Annotated in this window: 12 protein-coding genes; 2 read left to right on the top strand and 10 right to left on the bottom strand. The window is 53.7% G+C overall.

What is annotated here, in order from left to right; all coding sequences use genetic code 11:
* The first annotated feature begins 148 nt into the window (after nt 1-148).
* Entirely contained in the window at nt 149-1,066 is a 918-nt protein-coding gene (thrB, locus tag LVJ78_RS02380) for a homoserine kinase (protein WP_132954944.1), read from the top strand.
* A 65-nt stretch (nt 1,067-1,131) separates the two neighbouring features.
* On the opposite strand, the gene LVJ78_RS02375 is transcribed toward thrB, so the two are convergent.
* The 5 genes from LVJ78_RS02375 to LVJ78_RS02355 form a co-directional block, all read right to left on the bottom strand.
* Nucleotides 1,132-2,658, bottom strand: coding sequence for a DHA2 family efflux MFS transporter permease subunit (locus LVJ78_RS02375; RefSeq protein WP_132954945.1), 1,527 nt, complete (start codon nt 2,656-2,658; stop codon nt 1,132-1,134).
* A gap of 58 nt (nt 2,659-2,716) precedes the next feature.
* On the bottom strand, nt 2,717-3,844 hold the full coding sequence (locus LVJ78_RS02370) for an HlyD/EmrA/EmrK family protein (protein ID WP_132954946.1): 1,128 nt from the start codon (nt 3,842-3,844) through the stop codon (nt 2,717-2,719).
* A 335-nt stretch (nt 3,845-4,179) separates the two neighbouring features.
* Nucleotides 4,180-5,217, bottom strand: coding sequence for an IS630 family transposase (locus LVJ78_RS02365; RefSeq protein WP_132954952.1), 1,038 nt, complete (start codon nt 5,215-5,217; stop codon nt 4,180-4,182).
* Between the two features lie 64 nt (nt 5,218-5,281).
* Entirely contained in the window at nt 5,282-6,682 is a 1,401-nt protein-coding gene (locus LVJ78_RS02360) for an efflux transporter outer membrane subunit (protein ID WP_132954718.1), read from the bottom strand.
* 37 nt (nt 6,683-6,719) lie between these two features.
* Nucleotides 6,720-7,214 carry a MarR family transcriptional regulator gene (locus LVJ78_RS02355; protein WP_132954717.1) on the bottom strand — a complete coding sequence of 165 codons (495 nt, stop codon included), beginning with the start codon at nt 7,212-7,214 and terminating at the stop codon, nt 6,720-6,722.
* 204 nt (nt 7,215-7,418) lie between these two features.
* Between LVJ78_RS02355 and LVJ78_RS02350 the strand changes: the two genes are divergently transcribed.
* Entirely contained in the window at nt 7,419-7,556 is a 138-nt protein-coding gene (locus LVJ78_RS02350) for a hypothetical protein (RefSeq protein WP_165870941.1), read from the top strand.
* 330 nt (nt 7,557-7,886) lie between these two features.
* Here the strand turns inward: LVJ78_RS02350 and purH are convergent, their stop codons facing one another.
* The 5 genes from purH to LVJ78_RS02325 all read right to left on the bottom strand — a co-directional run bounded on the left by purH (nt 7,887) and on the right by LVJ78_RS02325 (nt 15,044).
* Nucleotides 7,887-9,464 (bottom strand): bifunctional phosphoribosylaminoimidazolecarboxamide formyltransferase/IMP cyclohydrolase, encoded by a 1,578-nt coding sequence (purH, locus tag LVJ78_RS02345; RefSeq protein WP_132954716.1) that lies wholly within the window; start codon nt 9,462-9,464, stop codon nt 7,887-7,889.
* Nucleotides 9,465-9,515: 51 nt separating this feature from the next.
* A complete protein-coding gene (locus LVJ78_RS02340; RefSeq protein ID WP_132954715.1) occupies nt 9,516-9,758 on the bottom strand; it encodes a Fis family transcriptional regulator in 243 nt (80 codons plus the stop codon).
* 317 nt (nt 9,759-10,075) lie between these two features.
* Entirely contained in the window at nt 10,076-12,028 is a 1,953-nt protein-coding gene (locus tag LVJ78_RS02335; protein WP_244802593.1) for an acyltransferase family protein, read from the bottom strand.
* Between the two features lie 343 nt (nt 12,029-12,371).
* Nucleotides 12,372-13,370 (bottom strand): tRNA dihydrouridine synthase DusB, encoded by a 999-nt coding sequence (gene dusB, locus LVJ78_RS02330; RefSeq protein WP_132954714.1) that lies wholly within the window; start codon nt 13,368-13,370, stop codon nt 12,372-12,374.
* Between the two features lie 207 nt (nt 13,371-13,577).
* Nucleotides 13,578-15,044 carry a protein adenylyltransferase SelO gene (locus LVJ78_RS02325; protein ID WP_132954713.1) on the bottom strand — a complete coding sequence of 489 codons (1,467 nt, stop codon included), beginning with the start codon at nt 15,042-15,044 and terminating at the stop codon, nt 13,578-13,580.
* Nucleotides 15,045-15,227 lie beyond the last annotated feature (183 nt).

Below are 15,227 nucleotides of genomic sequence, written 5' to 3'. Positions count from 1 at the left end.
CAGTCAAAACAATGCAGAGAACAATATAGTACTAAGGCCGTCTGAAAAGGGGTTCAGACGGCCTTTGCAATAACCTCATCTCTCTGCCTTTTTTTGCCGTGTTTTGGTATGGTATGATGATGCCTATTGATTTTCAGCGAATAAAACCATGTCTGTTTACACCAGCATTTCTGATGAAGAGATGCGTCAATTTCTAACTGATTATAATTTAGGCGAGTTTATCTCTCTTCAAGGCATAGCTCAGGGCATCACCAACAGCAATTATTTTTTGACCACCGGCAGCGGCCGCTATGTGTTGACGGTGTTTGAAGTGTTAAAGCAGGAAGAGCTGCCTTTTTTTCTGCTTTTAAAACAGCATTTGAGTGAAAACGGCGTGGCCTGCCCCGCGCCGGTTGCACGCAATGATGGTCGCTTTGATTCTGTGCTGGCGGGTAAACCGGCCTGTTTGGTCACGTGTTTGCGCGGCTCGGACACCAGCTGGGCCACGGAGGCACAATGCTTTCATACCGGGGCGATGTTGGCCAAAATGCATCTGGCCGGGCAAAGCTTTCCTCACCAGATGGATAACCCGCGCTACACACAATGGTGGCACGAGGCCTGTTCGCAATTGCTGCCCGTGTTAAACGAAGATGATGCGCGCTTGCTGCAAAGTGAAATTGCCTATATTGATGCGCATCCAGGCGGACATTTGCCCTCAGGCATCATTCATGCGGATTTATTCAAAGACAATGTGTTGCTTGATGGTGAGCAAGTGGCGGGCTTTATTGATTTTTACTACGCCTGCAACGGCAATTTTATGTATGACTTGGCCATTGCGGTAAACGATTGGGCGCGCACAGCTGACAATAAGCTGGATGCAGCGCTGGAAAAAGCGTTTGTTGACGGCTATATCAGCGTACGGGCGCTTGATGAGGCCGAGCTGGCTTATTATCCTATAGCGCAGCGTGCCGGCTGCATCCGCTTCTGGGTGTCGCGGTTGCTGGACTTTCATTTTCCACAAGCAGGTGAAATGACGTTTATTAAAGACCCGAATGCCTTTCGGGATTTATTACTCAGTTTGCGTTAAAAAACAAATCAAACCAAAGGCCGTCTGAAAATCTTTCAGACGGCCTTTGGTTGATATTATCAAGATTAATGCCCGCCACCCGCGCCTGAACCGAAAGGCGGCTTAGCAAACCAAATCACCGCAATCATCAACACAAATAAAACGCTGCCCACCCAAAATATTTCATTAGAGCCGATGATAAAACCCTGCTGGGAAATCGAGCGCACGATGCTGCCATAAGCTTGCTGCTCGCTCATGCCCGCCTGCATCATGCCTTGCACGGCCTCACGCGTGGCATGTGAATAGGGGGTGATTTGCTCGGCAAGCTGGGTGTGGTGCAAAGCTTCGCGCTTCTCCCAAGTGGTGGTCACGATGGACACACCCACGCCGCCCATAAACACGCGCAAGAAATTGGACAAGCTGCTGGCGGCCGCGATTTGCGGGCCTTTCATATGCGACAAGGTGATGGCGGTTAAAGGCATGAAAAACATGGCCACGCCCAATCCTTGCCAAAACTGCGGCCAGATCACATTGCCGAAATCCATGCCGGCATAAAAATTGGTGCGCCAGTGAAAAGTGAAGGCAAACACCAAAAAGCTTGCCGTAACCAACCAGCGCATATCCAGGCGTGCACCGAAGCGGCCGATAATCGGCGACAAAATCACCGGCAAAATACCCACCGGCGCAGCGGCCAGCCCGGCCCAAGTGGCGGTGTAGCCCAGATGCGTTTGCAACACCAAAGGCAGCAAAGTGAGCGTGCCCATATAGAGCATAAAGCCGAGCGACACGGCAGTCACACCCACGGTAAAATTGCGGTCTTTGAATAGCGACAAATCCACAATCGGGTATTTTTCGCCCAATTCCCACACGATAAAATAGGTGAGACACACCACTGCCACCACCGCCAGCACAATAATCTCGGTAGAAGAAAACCAATCGAGCTCTTTGCCCCGGTCGAGCATCATTTGCAGCGCGCCCACGCCCAACACCATCAGCATCAGGCCGACATAATCGACCGGCGTGCGCTCGGTTTCGGTTTCGCGATGGCGCAACTGCCGCCAAGCCACAAAAGCGGCGGCTATGCCGATGGGCACGTTGATAAAGAAAATCCAGCCCCAATGCCAATTATCGGAAATCCAGCCGCCGAGAATCGGCCCCAACACCGGCGCCACCACCACCGTCATCGCCCACAAAGCCAGCGCCAGCGTGCGCTTTTGCGGCGGATAAGAAGCCATCAGCAAGCTTTGCGAGAGCGGAATCAGCGGGCCGGCCACAAAACCCTGCAACACGCGAAACAAAACCAACAGCTCCAGATTATGCGCAATGCCGCACAACCACGACATAATAACAAAGCCGATCACCGACCACACAAACACTTTCACTTCGCCGAAACGGCGCGCCATAAAGCCGGTGAGCGGTATGGAAATCGCATTGGCCACGGCAAACGAGGTAATCACCCAAGTGCCCTGCGTGGTGGCAGCGCCCAGATCGCCGGCAATCACCGGCACGGCCACATTGGCGATGGTGGTATCGAGCACTTCCATAAACACGGCCAAGCTCAAAGCCAAGGTCACCAACACCAGCCGCATGCCCTGCAAAGGCGGATGATTCATAATCATTCCTGACTGCTTTCAGACGGCCTGCATGTTTAAATCAGAGGCCGTCTGAAACTTATTTAGCATATTTCTCAAAAATCTGATCGATAAGCGCATCGGCCACCTGCCAATCCACCGCTTCGCCCTCAGGCGCTGCTGCGCCTTTAATGGCTGCCGCCGCCATGGTTTGGCCGCTGCGGTTGCCGGTGTCTACCGTCACCGTCATCGACAAGCCTACGCGCAGCGGATGCGCAGCCACTTCGCGCGGATCCAAGCTGATGCGCACCGGCACGCGCTGCACCACTTTAATCCAGTTGCCGGTAGCATTTTGCGCCGGCAACAGCGAAAAAGCGCTGCCGGTGCCGGCCGACAAGCCCATCACTTCACCGTGATACACCACTTTGCTGCCGTATAAATCCGAAGTCATCGTAACCGGCTGACCGATACGCATTTTGCTCAGCTGCACTTCTTTAAAGTTGGCATCCACCCACACATCTTGCAGCGGCACCACCGCCATCAGCGGTGTGCCCGGCGCTGTGCGCTGGCCGATTTGGATATTGCGTTTGGCTACCTGCCCGGCCACAGGCGAGCGGATTTGTGTGCGCTGCAAATTGAGCCAGGCATCTTTCATATGGCTGATGGCGGTTTGCACTGCCGGCTGCCGACGCAGCGGAATATTGTTGCCCAAAGCCGCCTGAGCCGAAGTTTCCTCCGCCTCGACCGCCTTCAACGCCGCTTGCGCCTGCACCACAGCCGCGCGGGCATGGCTGAGCTCTTCACCCGAAATTGCATCAGTGCCGGCCAGCGATTCGCGGCGGCGTAAATCGGCTTGCGCGGCGGCCAAATCGGCTTTTCGCGCCAACACCTGCGCACGCGCCTGCGAGGTGGCGGCAGTTTGCTGTTTGTTTTGGCGGATGGCCTGAATCAATTCGCTTTGCGCACGCTCGTAGGCCAGTTGGAAATCGCTGTCGTCCAGTATCACCAGCACATCGCCTTTTTTGACAATGTCGGTGTCGTCCGCACCCACTTTGCGCACCGTGCCCGCCAGCTGCGGCGTGATCTGCACCACATGGCCGGCCACATAAGCATCTTCGGTTTCTTCCTCATGCTGCCACACCAAGAAATACATCAACGCAAAGCCCAGCGCAACGACGATAAACAATAAAGTTACCAGCGTGAGGTTGCGCTTGCGGTGGCCGGGCATACGCGGCTTGAGCGCCGCAGTTTCGCCGGCAGCAGCGGCTGCGGGCGGGTTGGCTTGCGAAGATTGGTTTGTTTCACTCATGAAGAAGCTCTTTTTATTGTAAGCCGCATTGCTGCGCCTGAAACCATTTCAGACGGCCGGGTAAACCATAGGCCGTCTGAACACGATGTGCCATAAAATCGCAACAAAGCAAATATAGGGCTTCTGCTTTGCGGCCATTTCACGCCATGCTACTATTGAATGGCTATTTTATACCAAACTTACAAAATAAGATAACAAGACGGCAACGCCGTTAGCTTGTTTTTTATTGATTCGGCAATTAAATATTGAAATGTTTATGCAGCATACTTCACCTTCGGATCTCTAAAATACGCAGCCACCCGTTGAGGATGGTTCTCCAGCATCCGCATATGATTCTCCGTTGCCTGCTTCAGTTTCGCTTTTGTACGATGCTGAACACGCGAGCCCAGTGCTTGTTTCAAATCCGCATTCAACCGTTCATCAGGGTTCAGCTCCGGGCTGTAACTGGGTAAATAAAACACTTCGATCTTCTCTTTATGCTTTTCCAACCAGGCTTTGACCGGCTTGCTGTGGTGAACCCGCAGGTTATCCAGTATCAGGAAGATTTTCTTACCGGCATCTTTGATTAATGCTTCCAGAAACTCAATCAGCTTGTCGCTGTTGAATGCATCTTCCACAATCATCCAGCGTGCCTTGCCCTGGTTGGTCACCGTTGAAATCATCGAAAGTTTATGCCGTGTCCCGCCTACGGTATAGGCTACCGGCGTTTGTCCTTTGGGCTGATAACCCCGCCCGCGTACATCGGTATTGACTACCGCTGTTTCATCACCCCAATGGATTTCCGCTTTTTCGGCTTTTGCCCGTTTGGCGATATCGGGATAGGTTTCCTCCAGCCATTGCTTCACTGCTTCGGGACGTTGCTCGTAGGCGCGCCGGATGGGTTTTTGCGGCGTAAACCCCCAGCGCTTGAGGTATTCGCCTACCGTACGTACCGGCAATTCGATAGCCAGCTCTTGCTTGATCAAGGCCATAACCGCCGCCCGAGTCCATAAGGCGAAGTCCATTTTCATCTGCTCGGGGCGCTTTTCACAGATAAGGCGCTGTATGTGGGCTTCCTGCTCTTCACTCAGTTGGCGGCAACTTCCTGATGGGCGTCCGCGCTTTTTGGGTGCCAATGCTTTGATGCCGTCTGCTTCGGCGATTTTGATGGCTGAGCGCGCGGTGACATGACCCATGCCGAGCATTTCGGCGATTTGCTCGGGTGTTTTGCCCTGTTTGTGCAGTCTGACTGCTTGCTTGCGCCGTTCGAATTGGGCTTCGGCTGCAAGTTTTCTTCCGTCTTCTTTTTCCATTGGGGAGAAATGGGGATTAATGTTGAAATTTCAATATTTAATTGCCGAATCTATAGGTTTGGTGTTATTCCGCTTTGAAGCCGCCGCCAAGCTGCGCGTGCACATTGCTCCAGGCAACTAAAAAATCACTTTGCACCTGCACGGCCTGAGCCGCCTGCTGCAAAGCTTCGTCTTGTTTTTGCAGATAAGCGAGCGGATTATCGATTTGAGCCGCCACACGCCGGCGCGCAGCGGCTGCGTTTTTGGCTGAGGTCAGCGCCGCGCGTTGCTGCAACAGCGCCTGAGCCTGCAAGGTTTGGTAATCACTCACCGCATCGGCTGCTGCCCGCATCGCATTTAACACCGTTTGGTCATACAGCGCCACTTGTTGATTATATTCAGCATTACGGTAAGCCAGCTTCGATTGCAGCGCGCCCGAGGTGAAAATCGGCAGATTGATGGCCGGCACAATGCCCAGCATGCCTGAATTGCTGCCGCTCAACAGATTAAACGCATCAATATGCGCAAAGCCTGCCAATAATTTCAATTCGATATTGGGATAGAATTCAGCTTTGGCCGCCTGAATATTCTGCCAACGCGATTGCAACAGCGCGCGCTGGGCAGCGATATCCGGGCGTTTGCCGAGCAGATCAGCTTTAATATTCCCAGCGGAGAACACGGGCGGACTGCCTTGTACGGCGGGTGTTTGGCCGTCAAGTGCATTAGGCGCCTGCCCGCTCAACACCGCCAAGCTGTGGCGGATGCGCGCCGCATTTCTTGCCAGCACCAATTGCTGCGCCTGCAAAAGCTGCTGCGCCTGCTCGGCCGGATAAGCGGCGCTGGCCGGCAGCAATTGGGCGCGGATGCGCTGCTTAAGGATTTTTTCCGACTCGGCGGCCGCTTCGATGCGCTGTTGCAACAAACGCTGCTGCTCATTGACAGCCTGCCAGGCAAAATATTGCGCCGCCACCGCCTGTGCCAACGTGAGCCGGATTTGCTCGGCTTCATAAACCGCGGCTTGGCGCTGCCCGATGGCTGCGGCCACCTGGGCGCGGTTTTTGCCCCAAAAATCAAACGACCAGCTGCCTTGCAAAGCCACATTAGCCAGCCACAAAGTGTGGTCGGGGTGGCCATATGTGGCGGTGGGCTTGGGTGCAACATAAGCGCCCACCCCTTGCCCCACTAGGCCGATTTGGGTTTTGTCGGCCGCTTCGGTAATGCCTAATTGCGCCTGCGCTTGCGCAAAACGGGCGCGGGCGGCACGCAAATCGGGTGAAGAGGCCAAGGTTTGCGCCATCAGGCGGTTGAGCATGGAATCGCCCAAGCCCAGCCACCAATCAGCTTTCGCGGCTTGCGGCTGCGAACCTTGTGGCAACGAATACGCCGTTGGAGCATCCAACGGCGCTTGGTTACCGAATTGGGCACAGGCTGTCAGCATGGATAATGCCAACAGCCCCAACCCACGCATGGGTAATATCGGTTTCATTTCGGGCTCTGTGTGTTGCCCTGCCTGTTGCCGGAAATCAGCCGCCCAAACGGGTCAGCAGTTTGCTCAGCAAGTGGTGCAATTGGGCATAATCTTCTTCCGCGAAAGCTTCCCATACGTTTTGGTCGCGATTGGCAATCTGCGGCCACACCTTCTGGATAAAAGCTTCACCTTCAGCGGTTAATTTTAGCACAATTTGGCGGCGGTCTTGCTGATTGATGTGGCGCTCCACCCAGCCGCGCTCCACCATATCATCAGAAAGGCGGGTGGCGCTGGTGCGGGTGAGATCCATCAAATCGCTCAAACGCGAGGGCAGGATTTCGCTGTCGGGGCTCACATACACGGCCATCACGGCAAACCACAGGTTTTCGTTGATGCCGAATTCCTTCAGGCTTTCATTCAGATTGCCGCTCAAGCGCTCGGTTACCACACGCAACAAGCGGGAGATCTGAGCCTGCGGCTCTGAAAACTCGGGCAAACGCTCAGACAACAGGCGCAAAGCGTTGGTCAGTTCGGCTTGTGAAAAACTCATGGGTATATTCTCAACTGGTAAATAATCTGTTTATCTTAAATAGAGTGGTATCAGGCCGGTTTGGTTTCGTTATATCGATCCGTCACAGCCCAAGAATAGCGTTTAAACATTCTTGAATGTCTTGCGGCGTCATCATAATCTGCATGCTTACCCATCTGACTAAAAACAAGATAATCGGCTTAACTCATCAACAGGCGGCTTATTTTGAGCGGCTTTTTGCTTGTCGAAAAAGAGCGCATGCCGCTTAAAAAAGAAAACATGCCGCTTATCCAGATTGAGCCATACCGCCCGCCCGGCCTGTTGCCGGCTGTTGTTTTTATCATCTTTACATCATTATTATGACATTCATATGATATCAAGCATCTGACAAACGCCGCAAAAATCATGTAGCCCGCATGATATAACAATAAACAACAATGCCAAAGCACTAAAATATATTCAATCATCGGCTTTTTATCATGCTCTTTATGTGCGTTTTGCAAGCACCCTGAAAAGCATTGAGCCATTTTGCACCCGCTCGCCGAGCATGAAGACGTCGGCCACTACAGCGCACTACATCTTACCAATGAGGCGTCAAACTTCAAGCACTAAAATAATAAAGGCCGTCTGAATGCTTAAAAACATTCAGACGGCCTTTATTTTTCATTCAATCAAATCTATGTATGCATTGAATCAATGGCGGAAATGGCGCACGCCGGTGAGCACCATGGCGATGCCGTGTTCATCCGCCGCATCAAACACTTCCTGATCACGCATCGAGCCGCCGGGGTGGATAATCGCTTTGATGCCCTGCTCGGCAATCACATCAATGCCGTCGCGAAACGGGAAAAACGCATCCGAGGCCGCGCAGGCGCCGTTTAAATCAAAGCCGCCCTCTGCCGCTTTGCGCGCGGCGATGCGGGTGGAATCCACACGGCTCATCTGGCCGGCGCCAATGCCGTAGGTTTGGCCGCCTCTGCCAAACACAATCGCATTCGATTTCACATATTTGGCCACTTTCCAGACAAACATCAAATCCTGCCATTCCTGCTCGGTGGGCGCGCGCTTGCTCACCACGGTCAAATCTTCGCGGCGGATGCGGTGGATGTCGGGCGTTTGCACCAGCAGCCCGCCGCCCACGCGTTTGAGCTCGAAGCGGTTGGCGCCGGCCAAAAGCGGCACTTCCAACACACGCACGTTTTTCTTCGCAGCAATGATTTCTTTGGCTTTATCGGTGAATTTCGGTGCCATCAACACTTCGAGAAACTGACCGGTCACGGCTTCTACGGTTTCGGCATCCACTTCGCGGTTGAAGGCGATAATGCCGCCGAAGGCGCTGGTGGTGTCGGTGGCAAAGGCCAATTTGTAGGCACTCAAGGTGTCGGCAGCCACAGCCACGCCGCAAGGGTTGGCGTGTTTCACAATCACGCAGGCCGGCTCCTCGAAGGCTTTCACGGCTTCCCAGGCAGCATCGGCATCGGCAATATTGTTGTAAGACAATTCTTTGCCCTGCAATTGCTCATAAGCGGCCAAGCTGCCGGCGGCGGGATAAAAATCGCGGTAAAAAGCGGCTTCTTGATGCGGGTTTTCGCCATAGCGCAAATCTTGCACTTTTTTCCAGCTGCCGTTGATTTGGCCGGGGAAGGTGCCCACCTCCGGTTCGCCCGTGAGTTTGTCGTCGCAAAGGCTGGTGAGGTAGTTGGAAATCATGCCGTCGTATTGGGCGGTGTGGCTGAAGGCTTTGCGGGAAAGATTGAAGCGGGTTTTGTCGCCCAGCTTGCCGCCGTTTTGCTGCAGCTCTTCAATCACGGCAGCAAAATCGGCATTGTCGGTAATAATGGCCACGTGTTTCCAGTTTTTTGCGGCCGAGCGCACCATGGTGGGGCCGCCTATATCGATGTTTTCAATCGCATCTTCCAGCGTGCAGCCGGGCTTGGCGATGGTGGCGGCAAAAGGATAAAGGTTGACACACACCATATCGATGTTGCCGATTTCGTGCTCTGCCATTTTGGCCACATGCTCGGGCAGGTCGCGGCGGCCGAGAATGCCGCCGTGGATTTTCGGGTGCAGCGTTTTCACGCGCCCGTCGAGCATTTCGGGGAAGCCTGTGTAGTCGGCCACTTCAATCACGGCCACGCCCGCATCGGCCAGCAATTTGGCAGTGCCGCCGGTGGAAAGGATTTCAACACCCAAGTCGGTGAGCGAGCGGGCAAAATCCACCACGCCGGTTTTGTCGGACAAGCTGATTAATGCTCGTTTTACTGCTGCCATCATCGTTCCTTTAATATGCAGATACAAGTGAGTGGAAACGGCCAACCCGACTTAATCGATCAAGCCGTGCTGCACCAATTTTTTGCGCAAGGTATTGCGGTTGAGCCCCAGCACCGCTGCGGCTTTCGACTGGTTGCCGCCGCACTGGGCCATCACGCATTCGAGCAGCGGCTTTTCAACTTGGTGCAACACCATATCGTAAACGCCGCACGGGGTTTCGCCATCCAGATCTTTGAAATATTGGCGGATATTGTGCGACACACAGTCGGCAATGTCATGAGTTTTATTCGGCATATTATTTTCTTTATTGTTCTCGTTATCAGCAGGCCGTCTGAAAGCCTGTTTACTAGAAAACACATCAGCTCTCTGCAATAGTTCTGATGTCGGACACCATCACATCCCCATTATAGCCAACCAAAAAACAACCTAACGGCGTTACCCGCCTTGCTATCTTAAAAAGGAGGCTCTGAATAACTCATGGTGACGGCTTTTATCGGCACGCCCAACTTTGAGCAAAATATTGCCAAGTGATGAAATATAAAATCCAGGCCGCCTAAGCCATCTGAACCTAAAGCCGCCTGAATCGGCATATAAAAACATGCCTGCAGGTATTATGGCACAACAGCCTCTTTAAGCTGCGGAGCCATACGCTGCACCAAGGCATCTGCACCCTGTTTTGACAAATGGCCGCTATCCGTATAGGCCATGCCTTCACGACTACCGTCAACAGACAACAAGCAATCACGGTGTTCAGCTGCTCCAGGCGCGCACAAATAAGCAGAAGGGGCAATAAACACCGCACCGTTTTGCTCGGTGGCCAGCCGCAAAGCCTGCTCCAATTGCGGCAAAACAATCGCGCCGCTTTGCAAAGCTTGCCCAGGCTCAATTTGCGGCCGGGCAGCCAGCGTTTTGACATAAGCGCGCTCGGCAGAAATATACCATCGCGGCACATTGCCCACCACCACCACCCGGCTTTGCGGCGACACTTTTTTAATGCTGCGAATGGTTTCGCCCAAAGAGCGGCTGATATCATCATACGCCACCGGCACGCGCTCAAAAAACCACATGCTGTGCAGAATCACCGTATTGTAACGGTAACGGCCAATATCATCTATAATCCGTTGGTTAATCGCCGTGCAATTTTTCCGCTCAAAATCAGCTTGTTTCAAGCCCAGCAAAGGCGGGCAGGCAGACTGATTAAGCTGGCTGAGTGAAATTTCATAATCATCAGCAAAGCCTTGCAAGCCCTGATACAGTGAAGCGGCATGGCTGTCGCCCCACAACAGCACCATATTCTGCCCCTGCACATAGCAACTCTCAGCCTGAGTATCGGCATGATCATCTTGAATCAGGCATTCATGCTGACGCGCAAACTCACTCCAACGGTAATCCACTTTCGGCTCTTTGGCCTGAAAATAAAAATGCCCGGCCAAACCCAATGCCATAATACCGGCACTGCCCAGCAGGCTCATGCTGAAAATCTGGCGACGGTTAAAACGCTCTTTGCTGCGAAAAGGCGCTTCTACATATTTCCAGGTGAAATAGGCCAACACCAGCGATAAAAAAGCCAAAGCGAGCATCAGCAGTGGCGATTCCAAATGAAATTCGGCGCGCACCCGTGCAAAAGCAAACAGCGGATTGTGCCACAAATAAGCGCTGTAGCTAATCAACCCGATCTGCACCATAAGCTTGTTGCATAAAAGCTTGCCAGCCCAAGTTTGTGGCGTGGCAAACATAATCACCAGCACCGTGCCCAACACCGGTACCAATGCACTAAAACCCGGAAACGGCATATGGCGGTGGAAAGTAAACACCGCCACCGCCAACAACAACACACCAGCCAGGCTGCCCCATTGGTTCAGCTGCGGATTTTGCGCCAAACGATCATGGCGTTTGTAATAAAAAGCTACAAAACCGCCGGCCAGCAACTCCCAAGCACGAAATGGCAACAAGTAGAATGCCGCCGAAGGATATTCGTGCGCGCCCCATTGTGATGCAGCCAAGCTGCCCAACGCCACCAGCAGCAAAGCCGGCAACAGCCATCGCCGGCCGCGCCGCCACAACAACATCAACAATAGCGGAAAAAACACATAAAACTGCTCTTCAACACCCAAGCTCCAAGTATGCAGCAAAGGCTTCAATTCAGCAGCGGTTTCAAAATAACCGCTGGTCAACCAAAACAGAATATTGGATGAAAACAACGCCACAGCCACCCAGCTTTGCGCGTAAGCTTTCAATTCAGACGGCATCAACCACATCAATGCCAAAGGCAAAGTGGCCAGCATCACAAAAAATAACGCCGGCAAAATCCGGCGGAAGCGGCGCTCATAAAAGCTCGCCAGTGAAAACCGCCCGGCTTCCATATCGCTCAGCAAAATGCTGGTAATCAGATAACCGCTGATGACAAAAAACACATCCACACCGATGAAGCCGCCCTGAAACACAGAAAAACCGGCATGAAAAAAAATGACCGGCAACACGGCCACCGCGCGCAAACCGTCAATTTCACTGCGATATTTCATTTTTACCCTTAATATTTCCATGCCCTGCATCACACAACTCATGGAAGCTGTTTTTCAATTTTTCAGTATAGCCTGCAGCTCCAAACAAGCCGTTCAAGAAAATCTTAGCGGCATAATTTATGGATAAAAGTTAAATACCTGCCTTTGTTTCATGAAAAGCCAAACCAGCAAAGTGCAACCCGCCCAATCCACTATTCGCTTGAATGCACATTGCACCCGCTTGAATATATACGATACACATAACAATTCAGTCGAGAAATTCCATCACAATACGAATTACAGAGCCTAAAACAGCTCAGCAAAGCAAAAGTGCATATAGACAGGCTGTATTGTATATGGAATGTAAATAAGCCTATTTATTTTTCGCACCGCTTTTCAGACGGCCTCAACGATAAACACATGCCCAAACATCGGCATGTTGCGGCAATTGCGCCAAAAATGCCGCCACCGCATCGTATTGCGCGGCTGCGCTGTCGAGGCGGTTGATTTCGCGCCGCGCCGCTTCGCCGCCGGGCAGCGGGTCGAGATACCAGCCGATGTGTTTGCGGGCAATGCGCACGCCGGCTGGCTCACCGTAAAAATCATGCATGGCGGCCAAGTGTTGCAACACGGTTGCGCTGCATTCAGCCAAGCTCAATTGTTCGGGCAACTCGCCGTGTGCGGCAAAATATTTCACATCGCGAAACAGCCAAGGCTGCCCTTGCGCGCCGCGCCCGATCATCATGCCGTCTGCGCCGGTTTGTTTCAGCACCGCGGCGGCTTTTTGCGGCGAAGTGATGTCGCCGTTCACCCACACAGGCATCTGCACGCGGCTTTTCACTTCGGCAATCAAATCATAAGCCGCTTCGCCTTTATACATCTGCGTGCGCGTGCGCCCGTGCACCGCCAGCGCGGCAATGCCGGCCGCTTCGGCCATTTGCGCGATGACATGGATATTTTTGTGATCGTCGTGCCAGCCCAAGCGGGTTTTCAGGGTAACCGGCACATCCACCGCTTTGACCACTGCATTCAAAATATCGGCCACCAGCGGCTCGTTTTGCAGCAAAGCGCTGCCGGCGAGCACATTGCACACTTTTTTGGCGGGGCAGCCCATATTGATATCGATCACTTGCGCGCCTTGCGCCACGTTATAACGCGCGGCCTCGGCCAATTGCGCCGGCTCGCTGCCGGCAATCTGCACCACGCGTACGCCCTCTTCGCCTTCAAAATCGCTGCGGCGCAGGGTTTTGCGGGTATGGCGCAGCGAAGGGTCGCTGGTGAGCATTTCGCCCACCGCCCAGCCGGCACCGAATGTGCGGCAAAGCTGGCGGAAAGGCTTGTCGGTGATGCCAGCCATCGGTGCAAGCGCGATGGGCGTGTCAACGGAATAAGCGCCGATTTGCATAATGGCCGGATATTCAGTGGGAAAGGTGGAGATTGTACAATTTTTAAGCAGCGCCTCCAATCGGAAATTGGATTTTTACATGCAACGGATATTTTGTTGCGTGGCAAAAACGGGCGCGCCAATATGATTTTTATTTGGCCGCGATATATAAAAGAGGCCGTCTGAACAAGGTTTCAGACGGCCTTTTAAAATATTTCTGTTTTCAAATCAGCTCGAGCAGCTCACGCAAATCTGCCCTGCCCAATCGGGCGGCGTTTCGGCAAAATCGGCAAATTCCTGTTTTTCTTCAAACGGGTTTTGCAGGCAGCGGTGCAGGCGGTCGATTTCGCGGAAATCGCCGTTTTTCGCCAACGCAATCGCTTGCTCAAGCAGATAGTTGCGCAACACATACAAAGGGTTTGCCGCATTCATGCGCGCTTTGCGTTCGGCGGCATCGCTGTTTTCCGCGCGCAGGCGGCCGCGATAGCGCCCTATCCAGGCGTGAAACGATTCGGCAGGGCCGTGAAACAGCGCCATCAAATCTTCGGGCAGCGCCTCGCCGTGCACATTGCCCACATCGGCCAGGCGGCGGAAAAAGAGCGTGAAATCCACTTTGCGGCTTTGCAGCGCGGTAAACATATCGGCCACCAATTCATCATCGCCTTTTTGCTCGGTTTGCAGGCCCAGCTTGGCGCGCATTTTATTCAGATAGGCCGTCTGAAAAAGCTCGGGAAAGCGCTCCAATTCGTCAATCAAGGCGCTGTCGGACACCAGCGGCAGCAGGCAGGAAGCCAGCCGCGACAAGTTCCAATGCACCACATAAGGCTGCTCGTTATACGCATAGCGCCCGGCCGTGTCGGAATGGTTGGGCACATGGCGGCGGTCGTAAGCATCGAGAAAGCCGAAAGGGCCGTAATCGATGGTGAGGCCGAGCGCCGACATATTGTCGGTGTTGAGCACGCCGTGGCAGAAGCCCACGCTCTGCCAGGCCGCCACCAATTCGGCGCTGCGGCGGGCGATTTCTTGAAACAGGGCGAAATAAGGGTTTTCGGCCGCGCGGCATTCGGGGAAATGGCGTGCAATCAGAAAATCGGCCAGCGGCGCCAGCTGCTCGTGGCGGCCGGTGTGGTAAAGATATTCGAAATGGCCGAAGCGGATAAAGCTCGGCGCAATGCGGGTAACAATCGCGGCGGTTTCCGGCTCTTCGCGATACACCGCATCGTGGCTGCCGGTGAGCGCCAGCGCCCGCGTGGTGGCAATGCCCAAGCCGTGCATGGCTTCGGAGCACAAATATTCGCGTATCGACGAGCGCAACACCGCACGGCCGTCGGCAAAGCGCGAATAAGGCGTTTTGCCCGCGCCTTTGAGCTGCCATTCCCACGCGCGGCCTTGCGCATCGCTCGATTCGCCCAGCAGCATGGCGCGCCCGTCGCCCAGCTGGCGCACATACACGCCGAATTGGTGGCCGCTATACACCGAAGCAATCGGCGCGGGATCATAATGCGCGGCGCTGCCGCTCAGATAAGCCAGCATGTCATCGTTGAAATCTGCAAGCGGCATGTCGATTTCGGCGGCCAGCACATGATTTTGCGCCACCCAATAAGGCGTGTGTAAAGGCTCGGGCGACACGCGGCTGTAGAAAGCCTCGGGCAGGCGTGCAAAAGCGGGCGGGTGCAGGGGAAGAATGTGTGTCATTTCAAGCAATCATTTTGTTTATTATGGCCAAACACGATAGCACAGCGTTTCGATATCTGTATAGGCCGTCTGAAAGGTTTGGCCGAGGCCTTTGCAAACCAGATATCTGTCGCACCCGCACAGGCGGGTGCCTGGTGCAAAGCAGCGTTTTGTTTGCTTCGCACATTTCAGAAAGTAAAAAAT

It is taken from the genome of Uruburuella suis, assembly GCF_022870845.1.
Classification (GTDB): Bacteria; Pseudomonadota; Gammaproteobacteria; order Burkholderiales; family Neisseriaceae; genus Neisseria; species Neisseria suis.
This window is presented reverse-complemented; position numbering and strand designations above follow the sequence as displayed.

Excerpts from the sequence above, each read along its gene's own strand:
- thrB (WP_132954944.1), top strand. The coding sequence starts at position 149 with ATGTCTGTTTACACCAGCATTTCTGATGAAGAGATGCGTCAATTTCTA.
- LVJ78_RS02375 (WP_132954945.1), bottom strand. The coding sequence starts at position 2,658 with ATGAATCATCCGCCTTTGCAGGGCATGCGGCTGGTGTTGGTGACCTTG.
- LVJ78_RS02370 (WP_132954946.1), bottom strand. The coding sequence starts at position 3,844 with ATGCCCGGCCACCGCAAGCGCAACCTCACGCTGGTAACTTTATTGTTT.
- LVJ78_RS02365 (WP_132954952.1), bottom strand. The coding sequence starts at position 5,217 with ATGGAAAAAGAAGACGGAAGAAAACTTGCAGCCGAAGCCCAATTCGAA.
- LVJ78_RS02360 (WP_132954718.1), bottom strand. The coding sequence starts at position 6,682 with ATGAAACCGATATTACCCATGCGTGGGTTGGGGCTGTTGGCATTATCC.
- LVJ78_RS02355 (WP_132954717.1), bottom strand. The coding sequence starts at position 7,214 with ATGAGTTTTTCACAAGCCGAACTGACCAACGCTTTGCGCCTGTTGTCT.
- purH (WP_132954716.1), bottom strand. The coding sequence starts at position 9,464 with ATGGCAGCAGTAAAACGAGCATTAATCAGCTTGTCCGACAAAACCGGC.
- LVJ78_RS02340 (WP_132954715.1), bottom strand. The coding sequence starts at position 9,758 with ATGCCGAATAAAACTCATGACATTGCCGACTGTGTGTCGCACAATATC.
- LVJ78_RS02335 (WP_244802593.1), bottom strand. The coding sequence starts at position 12,028 with ATGAGTTGTGTGATGCAGGGCATGGAAATATTAAGGGTAAAAATGAAA.
- dusB (WP_132954714.1), bottom strand. The coding sequence starts at position 13,370 with ATGCAAATCGGCGCTTATTCCGTTGACACGCCCATCGCGCTTGCACCG.
- LVJ78_RS02325 (WP_132954713.1), bottom strand. The coding sequence starts at position 15,044 with ATGACACACATTCTTCCCCTGCACCCGCCCGCTTTTGCACGCCTGCCC.